Raw genomic sequence first — 20,638 nt, forward strand, 5'->3', positions numbered from 1 at the left:
TATCTTGTCAACACAAATATTAATTTTATAAACTGTAATTACCGATAAAAGCGTGAGCTCAAATTAATATATTAGAATATTCCATATCTATGTACAAGCTTCCTTCATAAAAAATATTGCTTTTTAAAAAAACTCAGCAACCTTTACAATTCCAATATATCAATGGGTTTTCATTACAAAATGAATGAAAACTGACTATTGAGACAGTTTTATTTTTAAAGTGTTATTGACAAATTAACAATGATATATCTATAATTACATATGTTGTATATATACAACTTTGCAATATTTAATTAGGGGGAATATATTATGCCTTTAGTATCTTTAAAAGAAGTATTACAAACTCACAACGGCGCAGTAGGTGCTTTTAGTACCTATGATTTATTTACGGCACAGGCTATTATGCAGGCAGGAAATAAGTTGAACCTTCCTGTAATAGCAATGATAGGTGCCCCGGTTTTAAACAAGCCTGGTAATGAAGTAATCGGACAGATAATGGTTGATCTAGCAAAGAGAGCTTCCTCTCCAGTATGTGTTTTTCTAGATCATTCACAAGACTTTGATACATGTTTAAAAGCAATTAACCTGGGTTTTAGTGCTGTGATGATTGATGGATCTCATTTAAGTTTAGAAGAAAATATAGAAATTACTAATAAGGTCTCTTTAGAAGCTAAAAAAGCTGGTGTATCAGTAGAAGCAGAACTTGGGGCTTTAGCTGGAATTGAAGATGGAGAAGAAGTAAAAGCCACAAAGATGACAAATCCAGACCATGTTAAAACTTTTTTGGAAGCAACAGACATAGATGCATTAGCCGTTTCTATTGGTAATGCCCATGGTCTTTATAAAGGTGAGCCACACCTTAACTTTGAGCTCCTTCAAACGATAGCTGAGATTTCAAAAGTACCACTAGTTTTACATGGAGGCACAGGATTAACTACACAGCAATTTGCAAAGGGTGTAGAATTGGGAATTAAGAAAATTAACATAGGTACAGAAGTGAAAAAAACATTTATTGAAGCTTTTATAAAAACACATGAAGAAAATATTGTAGGGTATGACCTGGTTGGTATACCTCAAGCTTGTAAAGATGCTGTTAAAGAAATGGTTAAAGCTAATCTTGAATTCTTTGCTAACGGTTGGAAAAATATATAGTTTTGAAAAAAGACGCCTAACCCTTTTTAAATTTTGGTTTAAGCGTCTTTTTGAAAATTAGTTTGTTAAAGTAAGGGTTCAAACCTGGCAGTAAAGTGCCTTAGAACTTCTGCCTGATAGACAAGCTTTAGTCCTTTAATATCCTGCTTTTTATCTGCAACATTTGCAAATGCATTTGCAACTACATCCATATGTCTATCTGTGTAGACCCTCCGCGGTATGGCCATCCTCAATAGTTCCATTTCAGGGTATACCTCTTCTCCTGTGACAGGATCTACGTATCCAAAAGCACAAGTTCCTATCTCCACACTTCTTATACCAGCCTCTAAGTATAACTGGCAAACAAGCGCTTGTGCTGGAAAAGACCTTTGGGGCAGGTGTTGAAGAAAACGTTTAACATCTACATAAACTCCATGACCCCCTGGTGGCTCAATAACAGGAACTCCTATAGCCAGGAGTTTATCAGCTAGGTATTTCACTTGGCCAATTCTATCTTGTAAGTATTCCTCTGAAAGAACTTCATTTAGTCCTCTAGACATGGCTTCTAAATCTCTACCGGCTAAACCCCCATAAGTAGCATAGCCCTCAAATGGAATTTGAATTCCCACGGCTTTCTTGTAATAATCGGCATTATCTTTAAAAGCAAGAAAACCACCAATATTTACAAGGGCATCTTTTTTAGCACTCATTGAACACCCATGGGCATAAGAAAACATCTTTTTTACAATATCTCGAATGCTCACATCCTTGTAATCTGGATCTCTATCTTTTATGAAAAAAGCATTTTCTGCAAATCTAGCAACATCTAGAAATAAAGGCACTCCAAATTTGTCAGCTAGCTTTCTGGCTTCCTTAAGGTTGTTTATAGAAACAGGCTGACCCCCATTGTTATTACAGGTAACTGTTATTAAGACAAAGGGTATTTTATCATGATGCTCCTTAAGTTCTTCCTCAAGCTTACTTAAGTCAATGTCTCCTTTAAAGGGTGCTTTGCAACTGCTATCATAGCCTTCTGTCTTTAAAAGATTAACAGGGATAGCCTTTCTAAGCCTAATATGACCCTCTGTTGTGTCAAAATGGAGATTTCCTGGCACTCTATCCCCTTCCTTAACAAACATCTGCATCAGTATATTTTCTGCTCCTCTGCCTTGATGGGTTGGCACAACAAAATCATATCCCATAACATCCTTAATGGTATGTTTTAGATTGAAATAGTTTTTCCCACCAGCATAGGACTCATCTCCACTCATAATACCAGCCCATTGATTATCACTCATGGCCGTAGTACCACTATCAGTAAGTAAGTCTATATAAACATCCTTACTTGCCAGATTAAAAACATTGTACCCTGCCTCAGCTAGTCTCATCTCTCTGTACTCTCTAGTAGTAACCTTAATAGGCTCTACCATCTTAATCTTGTATGGCTCAGCATATAGTGACCTGTCTTTCATGATAGACCTCCTTTGGCAAAGTGTAGTATTACTAGTAATTCTAAATTAAAAGCTTTTCTTCCTTCTAGTACGTACAAATATCTACAAAAAAGTTTTCAAACAGAAATTGCAAGGCTGTTTCCTTGTGGTATTATAATAGTATATCCAGTAAGCTTTTATGCCAGGGGGATCCTAAAATATGGAACAATCCATAATTAAAGAACTTCAAGAAAGGCTATATTGTATTGAAAATGCCCTAGACAATGTTAAAGAAGGTATACTCATTAGTGATAGGAACAGTAAAATTATATTTTATAATAAAGAAATGGCAAAACTAGATGGACTTAGGCAAAGTGAAGTTATAGGTAAAAAGATCACTGAGGTATATAAAGTTGATGATGACCATAGTGAACATCTAAATGTACTTAATACCGGAAACCCTATAAAAGAAGGTAATAGAATTTATTATACAACCCAAGGTAATCAGGTTGATATGGTGTACAAGACTTTGCCTGTCTTTAAAGAAAATGAAACCATAGGCGTCTACTCTCTCTGTCGAAATGTTGCAAAACTTAAGGAACTTCTGGAAAGAACCATGCAACTACAAAACTCCCATTCTGAAGTTAGTTCAATTGACGAAGTCGACTTAAATAACAGCACAATATATACATTTGATGATATTATTGGCAATAGCCAAATAATGAACCAACTAAAAACTGAAGCTAAACAGATTGCAGCCAGCAATACTCCAATCTTAATTACAGGAGAAACGGGAACCGGTAAAGAACTTTTTGCACAAAGCATTCACAATTATAGTCAGAAAAATTCAGAGCAGTTTTTGGCAATTAATTGTGCAGCAATACCAGAAAATCTGTTAGAGAGTCTGCTTTTTGGAACAGTTAGAGGAGCTTTTACAGGTGCAGCAGATATGTCAGGCTTTTTTGAGCAAGCTGAAGAAGGAACCATATTTTTAGACGAAATCAATTCTATGCCACTATCTTTACAGGCAAAGCTTTTAAGAGTTTTACAGGAAAGAAAGGCAAGGCGAATAGGTAGTCCAAAGGAATATTTAGTAAAGTGTAAAATCATCAGTTCTACTAATAGAGATCCACTTATTAGTTTAGAGAGACAGGAGATTCGTTCCGATTTATATTACCGGTTAGCTGGCCTAGTATTGACTATACCTCCTTTAACAGAGCATAAAGAAGATATAGCTGAATTAATTGATTATTTTATGAAAAGATACTGTTTGATTTATAAAAAAAGCACTTCAAAATTGAGTAAGGAACTGCTTGAAGTCTTGGAATCTTATGATTGGCCAGGTAACATACGTCAATTGCAGCATATTGTTGAAAATCTACTCATTAGAGCAGACAAAAGACAAATAGGAATCGAATATTTACCAGCTCATTTCAAGAAGGAGATCTCATCTCGTATTAAAACACCCACCAACCCAAAGGTTAAAACAGACATTAACAAAAAACTCGCGGAATATGAAAAAAGTATGATAGTTGAAGTCTTAAAAAAGACCAAGTGGAATATTTCCAAATCTGCAAATCAATTGGGTCTAAATAGACAGAATCTACAGTACAAAATCAAAAAATATAATCTAAAATTAAATAGCCACCCTTGAGATGGCTATTTTTTTTCAAATTTATCCTTTTAGAGTTTCATCTACAACCTTATTTACAAGCTCTTCATCTGCGACAAAGGGTATTGTAACATGACCTTTTCCTTCATACATTTTGTTAAACTCTATTATTGTTTCAATGGAATTTTCGTTTCTAGCCCAGTTGCGTCTAGCCACTCCACCTATTACGTCCCATAGCATTGCAGATTTTATGGTATTATCTATTCTTTCACTACCGTTTAAAACAAGGCCAAATCCACCATTAATTGCTTTACCAATTCCAACACCCCCGCCATTGTGGAGCGCACAAAGACTCATTCCCCTAGCGGCATTTCCGGCAAAACATTGGATTGCCATTTCGGCCATGACGTTACTTCCATCTTTGATATTGGCTGTTTCTCTAAAGGGTGAATCTGTACCACTTACATCATGGTGATCTCTACCTAGCATTACTGGGCCAATTTCCCCGTTTCTCACCATTTCATTAAACTTAAGAGCAATGGTCTTTCTTCCTTCAGCATCTTGATAGAGAATTCTAGCTTGGGTTCCTACTACGAGCTGATTGTCTTCAGCATCTCTTATCCAAATATAGTTATCCCTGTCTTGACCTCTACGGTTTGGATTAATACACTCCATAGCTGCCTTATCTGTTTTAATTAAGTCTTCATGTTTACCGCTCAAGCAAACCCACCTAAAGGGTCCGTAACCATAATCAAAGAGCATTGGTCCCATGATATCTTCTACATAAGAAGGCCAGATGAAACCATCCTTGTCGTCTATCCCATTTTTGGAAATGTCTTTTACACCCGCATCATAAACTGCTTTCATAAATGCATTTCCATAGTCAAAGAAATATGTTCCTCTTTCTGTTAACACTTTAATTAGTGCATAGTGATGTTTTAATGATTTATCTACAAGTTCTATAAATCTAGCTCTGTCTGATCCAATTAGTTCTGTTCTTTCTTCAAAGGATACTCCCTGTGGACAATAACCTCCATCATATACAGCATGACACGAAGTCTGATCTGATAATAGTTCAACATGAATATTTTTTTCTACTACGTATTCTAAGAGTTCAACAATATTTCCATGATAGGCAATGGAAATTGGCTCTTTTTTCTTTAAATATTCTTCAGCAGTAGCAAAGATATCATCAAGATTATCAGATACCTTGCCTACCCAACCCTGATTATATCTTGTCATGATTCTTGAGTAGTCAACTTCAGCTATTACACCAACACCATTTGCTATTTCTACTGCTTTAGGCTGAGCACCGCTCATACCACCAAGACCAGATGAAATGAACATGTGTCCCCTTAAGTCACCGTCTTCAGGAATTCCAAGTTTATTTCTACCTGCATTAAGAAGGGTATTAAAGGTTCCATGGACTATTCCTTGAGGTCCAATATACATCCAGCCGCCAGCTGTCATTTGCCCATAATTTGCTACACCCATCTGTTCTGCTATATCCCAATCGTGGGGATTATCAAACATTCCTATCATAAGTGAGTTTGTTATTATTACCCTAGGAGCTTCTGGTTTAGATGGAAATAAACCTAATGGATGACCCGATTGCACCACTAATGTCTGATCCTCTGTCAGGACTTCCAGGTATTTCTTTATTAATCTATACTGGAGCCAGTTCTGACATACCCTACCCGTTTCGCCATAAGTGACTAATTCATAGGGATATAGTGCTACTTCAAAGTCTAGGTTATTATCTATCATTACTTGAAAGGCTTTTCCTTCAATGCAGTTACCCTGATACTCGTCTATTGATTTTCCATATAATCTTCCTTCGGGGCGAAAGCGGTAAGCATAGATTCTTCCCCTTGTTTTTAATTCTTTAAGAAATTCAGGTGCTAAACTTTTGTGAAATTCTTCAGGTACATATCTAAGAGCATTTTTTAGTGCTACTTTAGTTTGGTCCGGTGTAAGTTTATACCCTCTATTTGGAGCTCTTCTGATACCTTCTTGAAAAACAGGCATCTCTGGAAGCTTAGCATCAAGCTTGATTATCATAGCCTTGGAAATATCCTTATTACTAATCATTGTTCATGCCCCCTTTTTCAAAAAACTTCCCTGGTGTTAAAACTGACTTTTTACTTTAGCTATGACTCTTTTGCTTAATTCTTCTGCTTCTTGCTCAATTTGGACAATTTCTGTAGTTAATCGTTTTTTATATTCCTCATCCTTAATACTTCCCAGGTTTATCTGTACGTTAAATACTGCCCCTTGTAGTCCAGCATGAGCCATGAGGCAGCCAACTCCTCCATCACTAAGGCAATTTGGATTTCCTTTAGTAATTACTGTTTCACTAAATCTGATAACCTCTAAACAGGATTTTGCTACCTCCAAGGGCAGTTCTGCTGCTTTTTTCATTGCATCCTGAATAGCTGCTGATCTTTTAGATTTATCTTGGTCTGTTTCCTTTGGTAGTTTGTACGCTTCCATCACTAAACTAAATGTTTGTGTATCTTCGTCAACATATCGTGTTAGTCTTTCCTGTAATTCATTACCCTTATCTCTGATTGTTATTAATTCTTTTTCATGTTCTTGATATTTCTCTCTTCCTACTGTTAGATTAACAACCATGTTTACAAGGGCTGCTGATAAGGCACCTGCAAATGCTGCTACGCTTCCCCCACCAGGGGCCGGGGAATCAGAAGCTACTGATTTAATAAAGTCTTTTCCAGTTAAATCTACTAACATAACATTACCTCCCATTCTCAATTCAAAATTCGGAATTCAGGATTAAGAAGTCAGCATACAGAATATGACTAAATACTATACTTTTTTTCTGGCTTCTTTTGGTTTCTGGTTTATGATTTCTAAAGCTTTGTCTCTAGTATCTGATCTATTTTAAAGTTTTCTAGTCTTAAATAATGGTCTGCTACATCTACTAATGCCTCCATTGGCGTTAAGCCAACTATTTCACTACCTATTATATTTACTCCATAGCGTTCAGCTTCGTTCTTTACTATCTCAAATATTCTAAAAAGGGATACTTCTTTAAAGTTGCACATATTAATTGTCACCTGTGCCATATCTCTTTCCTCTATTTTTATGCCTAAGCCCTTAACTGCAGGAAATCCTCCACTACTTCCTCGAATTACTTTGGCAATCTTTTTGGCAATCTCTACATTGTTTGTGTCAAGATTTATGTTGTATGCAATAAGGGGTGGTCTTGCTCCTATGGCGGTTATTCCTGCAGTAGGATGAAGCTTTGCTTCACCAAAATCTGGTTGTCTGCCTGGATCTGCTACTGCACTTTTTAGGCCCTCATACTGCCCTTTTCTAATGACTGAAAGATTTTGCCTGTCAGGGGTACAGGCAGCCTTTTCGTATAAGTAGACTGGTATTTGAAGCTTTTCCCAAACCTCTTTTCCTAGTTCCTTAGCAAGCTCTACGCATTCATCCATGGTTATTCCTCTTATTGGGATAAATGGAACTACGTCTGTAGCTCCCATTCTGGGGTGCTCACCCTTATGTTCTTCCATGTTTATTAATTCCTTTGCCTTTTCTATAGCTTTAAAAGCTGCTCGCTTTGCCGCCTGCGGCTCACCTAGAAATGTCACTACTGACCGATTGTGGCTTGCATCTGAAGAGTAGTCTACTAACTTTACTCCTTCTACACTTGTTATTACTTCAAGAATTTTTGATATGATTTCTTGGTTTGTTCCTTCACTAAAATTTGGTACGCATTGTACTATCTGAGACATCTCTATGCTCCTCCTATTACTATTTTGCCTTTTTTAACTACCTTTTCTACTAAATTGCTTCCAAATCTATAGCATAGATATTGATGATTTGGTGCATCAAAAATTACTAAGTCTGCCTGTTTTCCTTCTTCTATACTTCCTACTGACTGTGCCCTGTCTATTGCATGGGCTGCATTGATTGTTATTGCATTTATTACTTCTGCTGGTATTAATCTAAGATACAGGCATCCTATTGTCATAATGATATCCATTGAGTTTGTTGGACAGCTTCCTGGATTAAAATCCGTAGCTAGTGCTATTGCTACTCCTTTGTCTATCATCCTTCTTGCTGGTGCATAATGGTCTTCTCTAAGGTTAAATGTTGTCCCCGGTAGCAGTACACCTACCACCCCAGCCTCAGACATTTTTTCTATACCTTCATCAGTTACTACTAATAAGTGATCTGCTGATGTGGCATTTAATTCAGATGCCATTTCAGTACCACCTAAAGCATATATTTCGTCGGAATGAATTTTAAGTTTAAAACCAAGTTCCTTTGCTTTTTCTAGTACTCTTCTTGACTGTTCAACGGTAAATACTCCATTTTCACAAAATACATCACAAAATTCTGCAAGACCCTTTTCTTTAACTGCTGGCATCATTTCTTCTACTACTATATCAATAAACCTATCTTCCTTGCCCCCTTTAAATTCTGTGGGGATCGCATGGGCTCCTAAAAATGTTGGCACCAAATCTACTGGATGCTCTTCATTTAATTCCTTAATTACTTCAAGCTGCTTGATTTCATATTCTGTTTTCAAACCATAACCGCTTTTTGCTTCTGCTGTGGTGGTCCCTTGGGATAGCATCTGATTTAAGTATTTCGTGCTGGTAGCTTTTAGTTCTTCTTTAGTGGCTTCTCTAGTAGCTCGGACTGTACTTAGTATTCCACCACCTGCAGCTAAGATATCTAAGTATGCTGCCCCCTCTAGCTTTAACTCAAGTTCGTTTTCTCTTGAACCACCAAAAGCTAGGTGGGTATGTGAATCAACAAGCCCCGGAAGGACTGTCTTACCAGCAGCATCGATTATCTGGGTATCTTCAGTAATCTCTACCTTAGACTTGATTTCCTTTTCTGTTCCTACTGCTACTATCTTGTCTTCCTTTATTGCCACCCATCCGTCATTAATTATGTATAAGTTTTTAAGATCTTCTCCTGTTTTAGGTTTACTTGTTCCACCTGCGCAGGTAACTAGTTCCTTTGCATTTTTGATAATTAAATCTACTTTTTGCATCTTTTCACCTCCGAATCATTTGAGAGATAATATTCCTAAATTTAGATATTTATCATTGATATAGATTTACTTGGACAGGTGTTTGCACACAATCCACAGCCCTGGCAAATTGTCGAATCAAAAGTGATTTGCTTTTTTAGTTTACCTTTTATCCTAATTTGTCCATCTCCATAACTAAATGCATTAAATGGACAACGTTTTATACACAAGCCACAGCTGATACATTGTTCACTATTATAGTTAGCCACATTTCGCTTTAGTGGATAATAGGATTGACTACCCATTATTTCAGCTGCCCTATATGGATAACACCATTTTGGATTACAGTTACATATAAAACCAGGCCCCGCAGTCTTGAAATTTATATTAATACACTGCATAAAACCTTCTTTGTTTGCGTTTTTGACTACTTCTTTACATTCCTCTTTTGTAAGGGCTTTACCTAAACCTCTTTTCAGAAAATCATCTGCATAATTGTTAAAATGTATGCAGTATAGAACCGGCTTCTTAGCTGTCCTATGTTTAGATAGCTGATTGCAGTCACATGGTATGGCTACAATTCTATCAGCTTCTTCAATTACTTCATATACCTGTTCTAACAAAGATGGAGTATGTGCAAAGAGAAAAGAAGCCTCATGTAGATCCAACTTGCCTTCCCTTAATTTATTAAAGTTGTCTGAATGTTTTTCAATAAAAGCATTAAGATACCAACTATCAATCTTATTCCTTGCCTCGAGTGGAATATTTTCATAATCATCAAATACTGCTGCATATTTTAGCCTAGTATACAAATCGGTACAAATATAGGTTGCTTGCTTGTCATTAACTTTATTAAGAATTCCCCGTTTATATGCTCTCTCAATTAATTGCTCTGCTAGTGGCCTTGATAAATTCATCTTATTCATTACATCTATTAGAGTAAATTCAGCCATATCCATGGCAACTACTAATTCTATTTCTTCTTGTTCCACCATGTGATTAATATATTCTTTACAGACATCTGGTACTGCAAAGGTTTCATTAAATTTTCGCAACATATAGCTACTCCCTTTGGAGACTTGATTATGATCAAGTAGCTAGGCATATTTTGCCCAGCTACTATTCCCAAATTATAAGCCTTTTTTGAATTACTTTTCTATTATTGCTATAATCTTATCCATTTCTGTTATTGTATTATTATCAACCAGATTAGGATTATCGGCTTCTAAAACCCTTCTCACCTCATCCTTATGAGCATCTAGGTATGATTTTTTACCCCTTTGCTCCCAATCTTCCCAGATATACCTATTAAAAAGTCTTGGCTGCCATATTTCTTCTCTAAAATGATCAAATGTATGCTGATGATTTAAGAAGTTATTTCCAACACCAACTTCATCGATCACATCAATTGCCAATGTTTCCTCATCTATTCTAGTTCCTCTACCCATATGACGAGCACCAGCAATATAATCATCACACATTACTAGAAAAGGTAAATAACCCGTCTTTCCCCCTTCTAGATAGCCAACATCGTGTACTAGGTTTGCCCCTGCTAATTGGCAGGTTAACAGTCCAATTCCAGCTTCAAAACCTGCTTGTGCGTCTGGAAGGGGAGCATTTACACAACCTGCTTCAGTAAAGTTTGGTATCTGATAATACTGTGACAGTTGTGTCATAATTGCATAATTCATTTGAGCATCAGGTGAACCATATAAAGTAGCTGTGGTTCTCATATCCATAGGTGTTGCTCCACCACCAATGATGATTGGTGCTCCTTTTACATGTAACTGGGAGATTACTACACCTGCTAAAGCTTCAGCATTCATAAGGGCAATTGTCCCTGCCTTTGTAACAGGCATTGTTGCCCCAGCTACAACTCCAGGGGTATACACTACAGGTATTCCATATTCATGGCATTTAAACATTTTGCCAATACCAACTTCAGTATGGATTAGTGGTGAAATTGGCTCTGAATATAAAACCATTAATGGACTATTTCTTAAATTGTCATATCCCCCAACTGCTAAAGCAGCCATATCAATAATCGCTTGTGTATGCTCTGCACTATGTGCAGTAAATATTATGGGCTTAATAGTATTTGCTACCATCACCTTGAATTGATGAAGGTCATTTGTCATTTTGGGTGCATCATTTGCTATACAGTAACTCATTACAAAATCATAGTTTTCAAGTGAGTCCATTAACTTAATAGCATTTTCTACATCCTTTTGGGTTGAATATCTTCTTTTATCTGTATCCATATCAATCATATATGGCATGTCAGACCCAGTACCAAAATAACAGTTATTCTTTTCCAGATGAACCCTTCTTTGTCCTCTTCTATTGCCTAAGGTAACTTTACTTGGGGCGGTTCTAATACATTCCTCTACAAGCCAAGGGGGAATTTTAGCTATATTATCTTTCACCAGACAACCAGCTTCTTTAAGAAGTTTTAACGCTAATGGATGATCTACCCTTGTACCTGTTCTTTGAAGAATTTCTAATGATGCTGAATGAATCCTTTCTAACTGGAATTCACTAACCCAACTCATAAATGGAGTTGTTTGTTCTGAATAATTGGAACGCATAAATGCCATATGATTTTCCTCCTTATTAATCTTCTAATACTTTAATTATTTTTCCTTCTTTTATTAGTTTAACAGCTTCATTAATATCAGGATAGAGCTCCCTGTCATCTCCTAGCTTAGATACTTTCTCTCTCAGCATTTTATAGGCAGCATATGTCCTTGGAGCAGGCTTTGCTTGTCTAAAATCAATCCCTTGACAGGCACATAATAGTTCTATAGCTAAAACATTTTGAACATTCTCTAATATGCTGCGTGCCTTTCTTGCTGCTATTGTTCCCATACTTACATGGTCTTCTTGAGAAGCAGATGTAGGTATTGAGTCAACACTAGCAGGATGGGCTAAAACCTTGTTTTCACTTACAAGAGCGGCTGCCGTATATTGTGCAATCATGAAGCCACAATTTATACCTCCCCTTTCTGTAAGAAAAGCGGGAAGCCCTCCGCTTAACGCCGGATTAGTCAGTCTTTCCGTCCTTCTTTCGGAAATATTTGCTAGTTCAGATAAAGCTATTCCCAAAAAGTCCATGGCAAGGGCTAGTGGTTGTCCATGAAAATTTCCACCAGATAATACATCTTCCTCCTCAGGAAATACTAGTGGATTATCTGTTACTGAATTGATTTCTGTTTCTATAACACCCTTAACATAATTTATGGCATCCTTTGACGCTCCATGAACCTGTGGCATACACCTTAGAGTATATGCATCTTGTACTCTACAATGGTCCGAGGCATGCAGGATTTTACTGCCTTCCAAAAGCTTTCTTAGGTTTTGGGCAGTTTCAATCTGGCCTAAATGGGGTCTGATTTCATGTATTCTTGGATCAAATGCAGAAACAATAGCCTCTAAAGCCTCTGCACTTAACGCTCCTGTTATGTCAGCAATTTTAGCCAGATTTAGTGCATCATATACTGCCAGAGTTCCCAAAGATGCCATTGCCTGGGTACCGTTACATAACGACAAGCCTTCTTTTGCCTTCAGTCTTACAGGTTCTATACCTGCTTTTTCCATGGCTGTCATACCTGGCATCAACTGGCCACTGTAGTATGCCTCACCTTTTCCCAATAAAACAAGAGCCATGTGGGAAAGTGGAGCCAAATCTCCACTTGCTCCGACTGAGCCTTTTTCTGGAACAACAGGATGAACTTTTTTATTTAACATTTCTAGTAATGTTTCTACTACTATAGGCCGTATTCCTGAATTACCCCTTATGAGAGAATTTGCTCTTAATAACATCATTCCCCTAACAACTTCTTCTGCTAATGGATCTCCTACACCAGCAGTATTGCAAAGTATTAAGTTTTCCTGTAACTGATCTAATTGCCCATTGCTAATGGACATAGTGGCAAATTTACCAAAACCAGTTGTTATCCCATAGACAACTTCATTGTTAGAAACCATTTTTTCTACAAGTTGCCTTGACTTTTCCATGGGTTCATAAGCTTCAGGAGCTATAGATACTTCTTCAAAATTCCTTGCCACCTGAACAACCTTTTCTATCGTTAGGTTAGCTCCATTTATTAGAATTGCCATACCTTTACACCCCCTAAATACTATCTTATTTTCTATAACTTTCGTTCTGCATCTTCTAATATTTTTATTACCTTTGTGATTATAGATTCACATACAGGCTCCGGTTGATGAGATTCTATAATCTCTTTAACCTTTTGATTAGCTCGCTCAAATAGTGTCAATTTCCCACTTCTTTCCCATCCTTCAAAACCTTGAAGATCACACAGTTCTGTTGACCAGCCTTTTCTAAAATTCTCTACAGTATGCTGGGTTCCCATGAAGTTTCCACCAGGACCAACCATTTTTATGGTATCTGTTCCTAAAGCCTCTCTACTTGTGTCAACTCCTTTAATCATATGCTTTACCCTATTGATAGTGTCATCACTAATCACAATCATTTCCAGAGCCCCTGTTAAACCAAACTCTAAATAAAATATATCATGCATAAGGTTGCAGCCCTGTAGAGCTCCCATAAGAGTAAACATAGTCGCTTCCATTACAGCTTGTTCATCGACAGTCTTGGAGCTACTACACCCAGCATAGCCCCATGATGGGAAATTAAAATACCTAGCTATATCACATAGCATGCCCTGTGCAACCATAGATTCTGCAGAAGTATAAACTGATTGTAAGGTTTTCATATCAAGAGGTGTAATACCATAGCCATATACAAAAGGTGCACCTGGGTTTTTTAACTGATGAATTACTAGTCCACTTAAGGCTTCTGTATGGGCCTGCAAGACGCTTCCGCTTACTGTCATGGGTACTGTCCCACCACTTAAACCTCCACATGCAAAATTGGTTGGTATATTTGTTTCTGCCGCTAAAAGAACCTTGGCAACTGATTCATAAGGCAACTGAAGTGGTGATGTTGGCTCGCAATACACCATGAAAAGCGGCTTGCGTTTTAAGACCTCTCTTCCACCAACTGCTGCAGCAGCCATTTCTATTATATCTTCTAGAGTCTTATCATCCTCAGCTATTACAACCTGAGGTTTAGTACTATTTAAAAGCATAAGAGCATATTGTTCCCGATTTATCATGTGTTTATTTACATCAACAAGGTTTCCCATTGACATTATAAAATCAATATGTGGCAAATAATCGCATACCTTTACAGCATCTTCCACATCTTTTTTAAGCCATTTTCTTCTCTCTTTTGTATATGGATCTAAATAGTTTATTGTGTCTGAACCAGTACCAAAGCTTATTTCCCATTCTTGCATAAAGATTTTAGGGTTACCATTTCTATCATACAATGTAACTCTTGAAGGAACTGTGCTAATGGACTTTTCCACCAACCCAGTAGGAATATATACTCGGTTGCTGTTTTCAACAACACAACCCGCACTTTTTAATAATTCTAGTGCTTCATCGTGATGGACTACAACTCCAGCATCTTCTAAAATCTCACATGCTGAATTGTGAATTTGTTTTATTTGTTCTTGTGTTATAGCATTGACCCTACTTTTTATCATATTTATTCTTATCCTCCTAATATTTAGTTGAAAGTAATGTTTTGGTCAAAAATATCTATTATTATACGTAGCAAAAATTGTGCCAAGATACTAAAGTGATACTTACCAAGGTATTTTATGTAGTTTTATATAATATATATTTGCTAGCTGCATAAGTTTTTGCATTTATAATCATGTTTTATTTAGTATTATCAAGTACTTCATCATTAATATATACCTATTATCATTAATGCATGTTTTTATGCACTAACGGAAATAGTGCATGTTATCTATAACATGCACTATTTTCATTTTTCACTATTCACTATTCAACTTAATAATATCTAGCTAATAATTTTTCCCTGGATAGATAGAGTTTTAGTCTCTACTGGTACTTCTTTTCCTGATTGAGAAATTGCTTCACTAACAATACTGTTTAGTCCTCCACAACAAGGCACTTCCATACGGACAATGGTAATTTTACGGATATTATTTGATTTCAAAATTTGTGTAAGCTTATCTACATAATGATTTCCATCATCTAGTTTAGGACACCCTATTGCAATTGCCTTACCCTTTTGAAGTTGATGAAAGTTACCATAAGCAACAGGTGCACAATCAGCTGCTACCAACAATTCAGCATCTTCAAAGTATGGGGCATTAACAGGCACTAAACTTAATTGTACTGGCCATTGTCTTAAGGTAGATCTAAGTTCTACGTCCTCGTCACCATCCTCATCAGCCTCTTCTTCAAACATTCTACTCATTGTTCCTGGGCAGCCACAGGGAATTTTGTGTTTATCCTTTGGCTCATTCTTTTCCTCTAATTTACGTAAGTGTTCTTTTACGGCTTCCTCATCATACTCATCTGCATGTCTTTCTACAATTTCAATGGCATCTAATGGACATTCTCCCAGACAATCACCAATTCCGTCACATAGCTTATCTTCTAATAGTTTCGCCTTGCCATTAATTATTTGGATTGCTCCTTCATGGCAAGCAGGGATGCAAGCTCCACACCCATTACATTTATCTTCGTTAATAGTAACTATTCTTCTAATCATTTTATATCTCCCCTTCTTTTATCGTTGAATTTATCTTTATCTTTGAGTTTATTATACTCAAAAGATACTAGCAACTCTGTGATATTAGTCACAGTATAGCAACTTTTCTTAATTTTTTAATTTCATTCTGACACATCGCAGTTTTAACTGTTACTTTAGATTAACACAAAATACTCACAAATCACAAAATTAAAATTCTAGAAAAATTAATTCTTGACAATTAACTATATCCGAATATATAATCTAAAAAACAAGAGCACAATGTTGTGCTACATATCAAGGACAAAGACGTCCACAAATTCGGGTGAAGATGCCTGTAGATTTGTGGGCGTTTTTTTGTTTTTTAAGAGGATCCTCAACAAAAAACTTTTAAACTTTAAATGGAGGGATTATTTATGTTAAGAAATATTAGAATCATATTCATGGCTTTGCTGCTAGTTCTTTTACTATCTAGTTTTGGTGTTGCAGAAACGGGAGAAATTGATGAAACGAAAGTTGCGTTAGATACCATGTTTGTACTATTTGCCGCTTTCCTGGTGTTTTTCATGCATGCAGGCTTTACGATGCTTGAATGCGGATTTACTCAAGCAAAAAATACTGTAAATATTCTTATGAAAAATGTTTCTACTATTTCAATAGGTACTTTATGTTACTTTCTTGTAGGTTTTGGATTAATGTTTGGCTCAAGCAAATATGGCTTTTTTGGAAGTGACGGTTATGCTCTTGTTTTTAAAGGAGATGTTGATTTCGGAATACCTACCTTGGCTTTCTGGTTTTTTCAGGCAGTTTTTGCAGCTACAGCTGCAACTATAGTATCTGGTGCAGTAGCTGAAAGAGCTAAGTTTAGTACTTACATTCTTTTTACAATCATAATTACATCTATTATATACCCTGTGGTGGGTCACTGGACCTGGGGTGGAGGTTGGTTAGATTCATTAGGATTTGTTGATTTTGCAGGATCTACTATTGTCCACAGCGTTGGTGGTTGGGCAGCCCTTGTTGGAGCATTTCTTTTAGGACCTCGTATTGGCAAATACACAGCTTCTGGGAAGGTAAATCCTATTCCTGGTCACAATATTCCCCTTGGAACATTGGGAGTTTTATTCTTATGGTTTGGCTGGTTTGGATTTAACCCTGGAAGCACTTTAAGTCCTTTTGATCCAGATCTTGCCTTGGTTGCTGCAAACACTCTCATTGCAGGGGCTACTGGAACAGTAAGTGCACTTTTATTTACCTGGATAAGATACAAAAAACCAGACATTACTTTAACACTAAACGGCACTCTAGCTGGTTTAGTTGGCATTACAGCAGGTGCTCAGGCTCTTTCATTCGTAGGTGCTTTATTTACTGGTATCATTGCAGGTGTTATACTTGTAGTAGCAGTTGAACTATTTGATCAAATATTAAAGATAGATGATCCGGTTGGTGCTATATCAGTTCACGGAGTATGTGGTGCTTTTGGAACAATTGCAGTAGGTTTGTTTGCTGTAGATGGCGGCCTATTATATTCAGGTTCCTTCTCTCTTCTTGGAGTTCAAATAGTGGGTGTTCTTGCAGTTATGGCTTGGAGTATAACAGTTGCATTTATTGCATTTAAAATTCTTGGAGCATTTATTGGATTAAGAGTATCTGAAGCAGAAGAAGTCGAGGGTCTGGATGTTAACGAGCACGGCGTTGAGGCATATAACAATCTTGTGAGTAAATCAGCATATGCAGCCGGTATTGTGCCGGATATTAGTAATCAACCAATAGTAGTTAAATCTAACTAAGGGGTGAGATAAAAATGAAAAGAATAGATTGTATTATTCGACCTACAAAAATAGAAGATGTTAAAGAAAGTCTAAATAAGATTGGTGTTAATGGAATGACAGTTAGCCAAGTACTTGGTTATGGTATGCAAAAGGGACATAAGCATTCATATAGAGGAAATGAATATAATGTTAATCTCCTACCTAAAATAATGGTGTCTATCGTAATTGATGACGAAATGTTAGATAGTGCTATAGATAGTATAATAGAAGGCTCTAGAACAGGTGAAATTGGCGATGGAAAGATATTTATCTATAATGTTGAGGAAGCTATAAGAATTAGAACTGGAGAAAAAGGCAAAGAAGCATTATAATAGGCGACAGGGGGAATAACCCCTGTCACTTTTTATTTAAGATTTCAATAAAGGAGTTGGTTAAAGAAAATGACATATAAAGGTGTTATTTTTGACCTTGATGGAACTATATTGAATTCTACTAAATTAAACATTGATTCGTTTCATCATGCCTGTGAAATTCATCTTGGGAGGAGACTTGATGAAAAAGAACTTTTAAAATTGTATGGCAAACCTCTCATAGAACAAATGAATCATTTTTGCCCCGAAAAAGCAAATGATATGCTTATAGCTTATAGAGAATTCTCTCAAAAACATCATGATAAAGGAAATGCACTTTTCCCTGATGTAGTAGGTCTCCTTGAACAGCTTAAAAATAATGGTTTTAAGATTGGTCTTGTTACTTCAAAAACCACTACTTCGGGAAAAAGAAATCTTGAGTTTTTTAACATAAAAAAGTTTTTTGATTTCTTAATATATTTTGAAGATGTCGATAAGCATAAACCAAATCCTGACCCTTATGAAAAAATGATAAACATGATGGGTTTGGATACCTCAGAAATAATTTCTATAGGTGATAGCCCTTATGACATATTAGGTAGCAAAAGGGCTGGATTGACAACTGTATTAGTTGGCTGGACCACATTTTCTAATGAATCGTTTATAAATTGCCAACCAGATTATATAATTAATGACTTTGAAACATTCTTAAAAATGCTAAGATAAAAGTAAAAGCAACCAGTTGGTTGCTTTTTTGCTTTTATCTTTTAAATAAAGAACCTATGATATTTTTTGAACTATTTAGAGCCAATTTTATTACACTCTTATTGGCAGCAAATGTTTTATCCAAAGAATTTACCACATAGTCTAATTCCTCATAGGTTACAGTTAATGGTGGTTCAAGCCTTATAACATTAGGGTTATTAATTGTATAGGCTGTAATAATATTATGTGCATTAAGGAGTTCCCCAGCAACAAGAGCGCCTGTGTATTCTTGACTAAGTTCACTTACCTTACCACCAATCATTTTATCCAAAACCGATTTTCCCTGCTGAAATTCTATTCCTACTAGTAGCCCTTTTCCTCTAATATCTTGTATAAGTGGGTATTTATTTTTTAATTCTAGAAGTCTTTTTAATAGATATTCGCCCTTTTCTTCTGCTTCATTAATTAAGTTTTCATCATATATTACACCTATAGTTGCTATTGCTGCTGCTACTGCCCAGCTATTGCCACCAAATGTAGATGTATGTAAAGTAGCCCTATCAGTTTCCCCATATGATTTCTCCCATATTGCCTTTGAAGTGATAAAAACGCCAATTGGCATTATTCCACCGCCCAATGACTTTGCAAGACACATAATATCTGGTATAACATCATCCCATTCTGATGCAAACATTTTTCCAGTTCTCCCAAAACCTGTTTGAACCTCATCTACTATTAATAAAGTCTCATATTTTGTACATATTTTTCTAACTTCTTTTAAATAACCTTCTGGGGGTACTATAATTCCACCCTCGCCTTGAATTGGCTCAACAATAAAACAGGCTACATCTTTATTAATTAGCGCCTTTTCTAAGCCCTCCAGATCCCCAAATGGAACTGCTTCACATTGAGGAATTAGTGGATAAAAGGGTTTTTGATACTTAACTCTTCCAGTAACAGACAATGCCCCTGCTGTCTTTCCATGAAAAGATCCTTCACAATAGACAATTTTGCCCTTTCCAGTATATATTTTTGCCGTCTTAAGGGCACCCTCTACGGCTTCAGCTCCACTATTACCAAAAAAGACATTAGAAAGATTTCCAGGAGTAATTTCTGCTAGATTATATGCCAATACTGATGCAAGGGGATTGATACTCGCCTGTAGAATATTTGGCATTGCTTTAATTTTGTCAATTGCAGCTATTACTGCTGGATGATTATGTCCAATGTTTAATGAACCATATCCACCTAGAAAATCTAAATAGGAATTTTCTTCCTCATCCCAAACTTGTACACCAAAGGCACGTACATACTTTTTATCAAAGTTTAATAATCCAAGTAGATTACCTAAGGCTGGGTTAACATTGGTTTTATAGATTTTCTTTATGCTATCTCTATTTAATTGTAAAGCATCATCAATAGTCATTAAGCTATCTCTCTTCACCATTAGTTCACCTCATTGTTATTTTTTAACTTTATATGTAGTATCTGCCATGCGGAAATAATTACAACGGTTAAACAATTTAATTTTAGTCAAACTATTAATGTACTAAAAAAAATTCTAGGAGGATGATTAAATGACTGTTGGGCAAAAACTTCATCAAGCACTAAATAGTATTGACTCTGCAAAGATTGAGTTAAAAACATTTTCTATGGATACCCAAGATCAAAACGCAAAACAGCAATTCATTAATTATGCTAATCAGCTCGAAAGTATAAGCCAAGGACTAAAAGGTCGAGTTAATTATGCTGAGCAACAAGAACCTCAATATAAACAATATCAGTCTCCGCAACAGCAACAGCAGCAACAACAGACAAAACAGAAATTTTAAAGATTCTCAATAGTAGAAGGTTTTCCTTATCTTCTACTATTTTATTTACCTCTATATCTCTGATTACATAGGACCAGCGCCCATTAGTAAGTTCCTTCCTTGAAACTGGTAAATTTGAATATAAAAAAACCAGATAGGGTTGTAATTGTTATTACTAAAATAAAGTTAGTGACTTCTGTTTTTTCACCATAAGC

The 20,638-nt window shown here is 36.2% G+C and carries 17 protein-coding genes; 6 read left to right on the forward strand and 11 right to left on the reverse strand.

Features of this window, described 5'->3' with window-relative positions:
• The first annotated feature begins 309 nt into the window (after nucleotides 1-309).
• Entirely contained in the window at nucleotides 310-1,152 is an 843-nt protein-coding gene (locus APF76_09660) for a ketose-bisphosphate aldolase (protein ID KUO48905.1), read from the forward strand.
• Nucleotides 1,153-1,217: 65 nt separating this feature from the next.
• Here APF76_09660 and APF76_09665 read toward each other — a convergent pair whose 3' ends face one another.
• Complete coding sequence (locus APF76_09665) at nucleotides 1,218-2,603, reverse strand: tyrosine phenol-lyase (protein ID KUO48906.1); 1,386 nt, start codon at nucleotides 2,601-2,603, stop codon at nucleotides 1,218-1,220.
• A gap of 178 nt (nucleotides 2,604-2,781) precedes the next feature.
• Between APF76_09665 and APF76_09670 the strand changes: the two genes are divergently transcribed.
• Nucleotides 2,782-4,215, forward strand: a complete 1,434-nt coding sequence (locus APF76_09670; GenBank protein ID KUO48907.1) for a hypothetical protein — start codon at nucleotides 2,782-2,784, stop codon at nucleotides 4,213-4,215.
• A 21-nt stretch (nucleotides 4,216-4,236) separates the two neighbouring features.
• Here APF76_09670 and APF76_09675 read toward each other — a convergent pair whose 3' ends face one another.
• The 9 genes from APF76_09675 to APF76_09715 form a co-directional block, all read right to left on the reverse strand.
• Nucleotides 4,237-6,264: a urocanate hydratase gene (locus tag APF76_09675; GenBank protein KUO48908.1), complete on the reverse strand. Its 2,028-nt coding sequence runs from the start codon at nucleotides 6,262-6,264 to the stop codon at nucleotides 4,237-4,239.
• A 36-nt stretch (nucleotides 6,265-6,300) separates the two neighbouring features.
• Nucleotides 6,301-6,924 (reverse strand): methenyltetrahydrofolate cyclohydrolase, encoded by a 624-nt coding sequence (locus tag APF76_09680; GenBank protein KUO48909.1) that lies wholly within the window; start codon nucleotides 6,922-6,924, stop codon nucleotides 6,301-6,303.
• 119 nt (nucleotides 6,925-7,043) lie between these two features.
• Nucleotides 7,044-7,934 (reverse strand): glutamate formiminotransferase, encoded by an 891-nt coding sequence (locus APF76_09685; GenBank protein ID KUO48910.1) that lies wholly within the window; start codon nucleotides 7,932-7,934, stop codon nucleotides 7,044-7,046.
• A 2-nt stretch (nucleotides 7,935-7,936) separates the two neighbouring features.
• Nucleotides 7,937-9,208, reverse strand: coding sequence for an imidazolonepropionase (locus APF76_09690; GenBank protein ID KUO48911.1), 1,272 nt, complete (start codon nucleotides 9,206-9,208; stop codon nucleotides 7,937-7,939).
• Between the two features lie 41 nt (nucleotides 9,209-9,249).
• Nucleotides 9,250-10,245: a hypothetical protein gene (locus APF76_09695; protein KUO48912.1), complete on the reverse strand. Its 996-nt coding sequence runs from the start codon at nucleotides 10,243-10,245 to the stop codon at nucleotides 9,250-9,252.
• Between the two features lie 90 nt (nucleotides 10,246-10,335).
• On the reverse strand, nucleotides 10,336-11,784 hold the full coding sequence (locus tag APF76_09700) for a trimethylamine methyltransferase (protein ID KUO48913.1): 1,449 nt from the start codon (nucleotides 11,782-11,784) through the stop codon (nucleotides 10,336-10,338).
• A 16-nt stretch (nucleotides 11,785-11,800) separates the two neighbouring features.
• Nucleotides 11,801-13,306, reverse strand: a complete 1,506-nt coding sequence (locus APF76_09705) for a histidine ammonia-lyase (GenBank protein KUO48914.1) — start codon at nucleotides 13,304-13,306, stop codon at nucleotides 11,801-11,803.
• Nucleotides 13,307-13,338: 32 nt separating this feature from the next.
• Nucleotides 13,339-14,763 carry a trimethylamine methyltransferase gene (locus APF76_09710; protein ID KUO48915.1) on the reverse strand — a complete coding sequence of 475 codons (1,425 nt, stop codon included), beginning with the start codon at nucleotides 14,761-14,763 and terminating at the stop codon, nucleotides 13,339-13,341.
• A 323-nt stretch (nucleotides 14,764-15,086) separates the two neighbouring features.
• Nucleotides 15,087-15,806: a hypothetical protein gene (locus tag APF76_09715; GenBank protein KUO48916.1), complete on the reverse strand. Its 720-nt coding sequence runs from the start codon at nucleotides 15,804-15,806 to the stop codon at nucleotides 15,087-15,089.
• A gap of 509 nt (nucleotides 15,807-16,315) precedes the next feature.
• On the opposite strand from APF76_09715, the gene APF76_09720 reads away from it, so the two are divergent.
• The 3 genes from APF76_09720 to APF76_09730 all read left to right on the forward strand — a co-directional run bounded on the left by APF76_09720 (nucleotide 16,316) and on the right by APF76_09730 (nucleotide 18,633).
• Complete coding sequence (locus tag APF76_09720; GenBank protein ID KUO49091.1) at nucleotides 16,316-17,575, forward strand: ammonium transporter; 1,260 nt, start codon at nucleotides 16,316-16,318, stop codon at nucleotides 17,573-17,575.
• Between the two features lie 14 nt (nucleotides 17,576-17,589).
• Nucleotides 17,590-17,928 (forward strand): transcriptional regulator, encoded by a 339-nt coding sequence (locus APF76_09725; protein ID KUO48917.1) that lies wholly within the window; start codon nucleotides 17,590-17,592, stop codon nucleotides 17,926-17,928.
• Nucleotides 17,929-17,997: 69 nt separating this feature from the next.
• Nucleotides 17,998-18,633 carry a hypothetical protein gene (locus APF76_09730; GenBank protein KUO48918.1) on the forward strand — a complete coding sequence of 212 codons (636 nt, stop codon included), beginning with the start codon at nucleotides 17,998-18,000 and terminating at the stop codon, nucleotides 18,631-18,633.
• Nucleotides 18,634-18,667: 34 nt separating this feature from the next.
• Here APF76_09730 and APF76_09735 read toward each other — a convergent pair whose 3' ends face one another.
• Complete coding sequence (locus tag APF76_09735; GenBank protein ID KUO48919.1) at nucleotides 18,668-20,059, reverse strand: putrescine aminotransferase; 1,392 nt, start codon at nucleotides 20,057-20,059, stop codon at nucleotides 18,668-18,670.
• Nucleotides 20,060-20,189: 130 nt separating this feature from the next.
• Here APF76_09735 and APF76_09740 point away from each other — a divergent pair, with 130 nt between their 5' ends.
• Complete coding sequence (locus APF76_09740) at nucleotides 20,190-20,444, forward strand: hypothetical protein (GenBank protein KUO48920.1); 255 nt, start codon at nucleotides 20,190-20,192, stop codon at nucleotides 20,442-20,444.
• The last annotated feature ends 194 nt before the right edge of the window (nucleotides 20,445-20,638 follow it).

This window comes from Desulfitibacter sp. BRH_c19, assembly GCA_001515945.1.
Taxonomy (GTDB): domain Bacteria; phylum Bacillota; class DSM-16504; order Desulfitibacterales; family Desulfitibacteraceae; genus Desulfitibacter.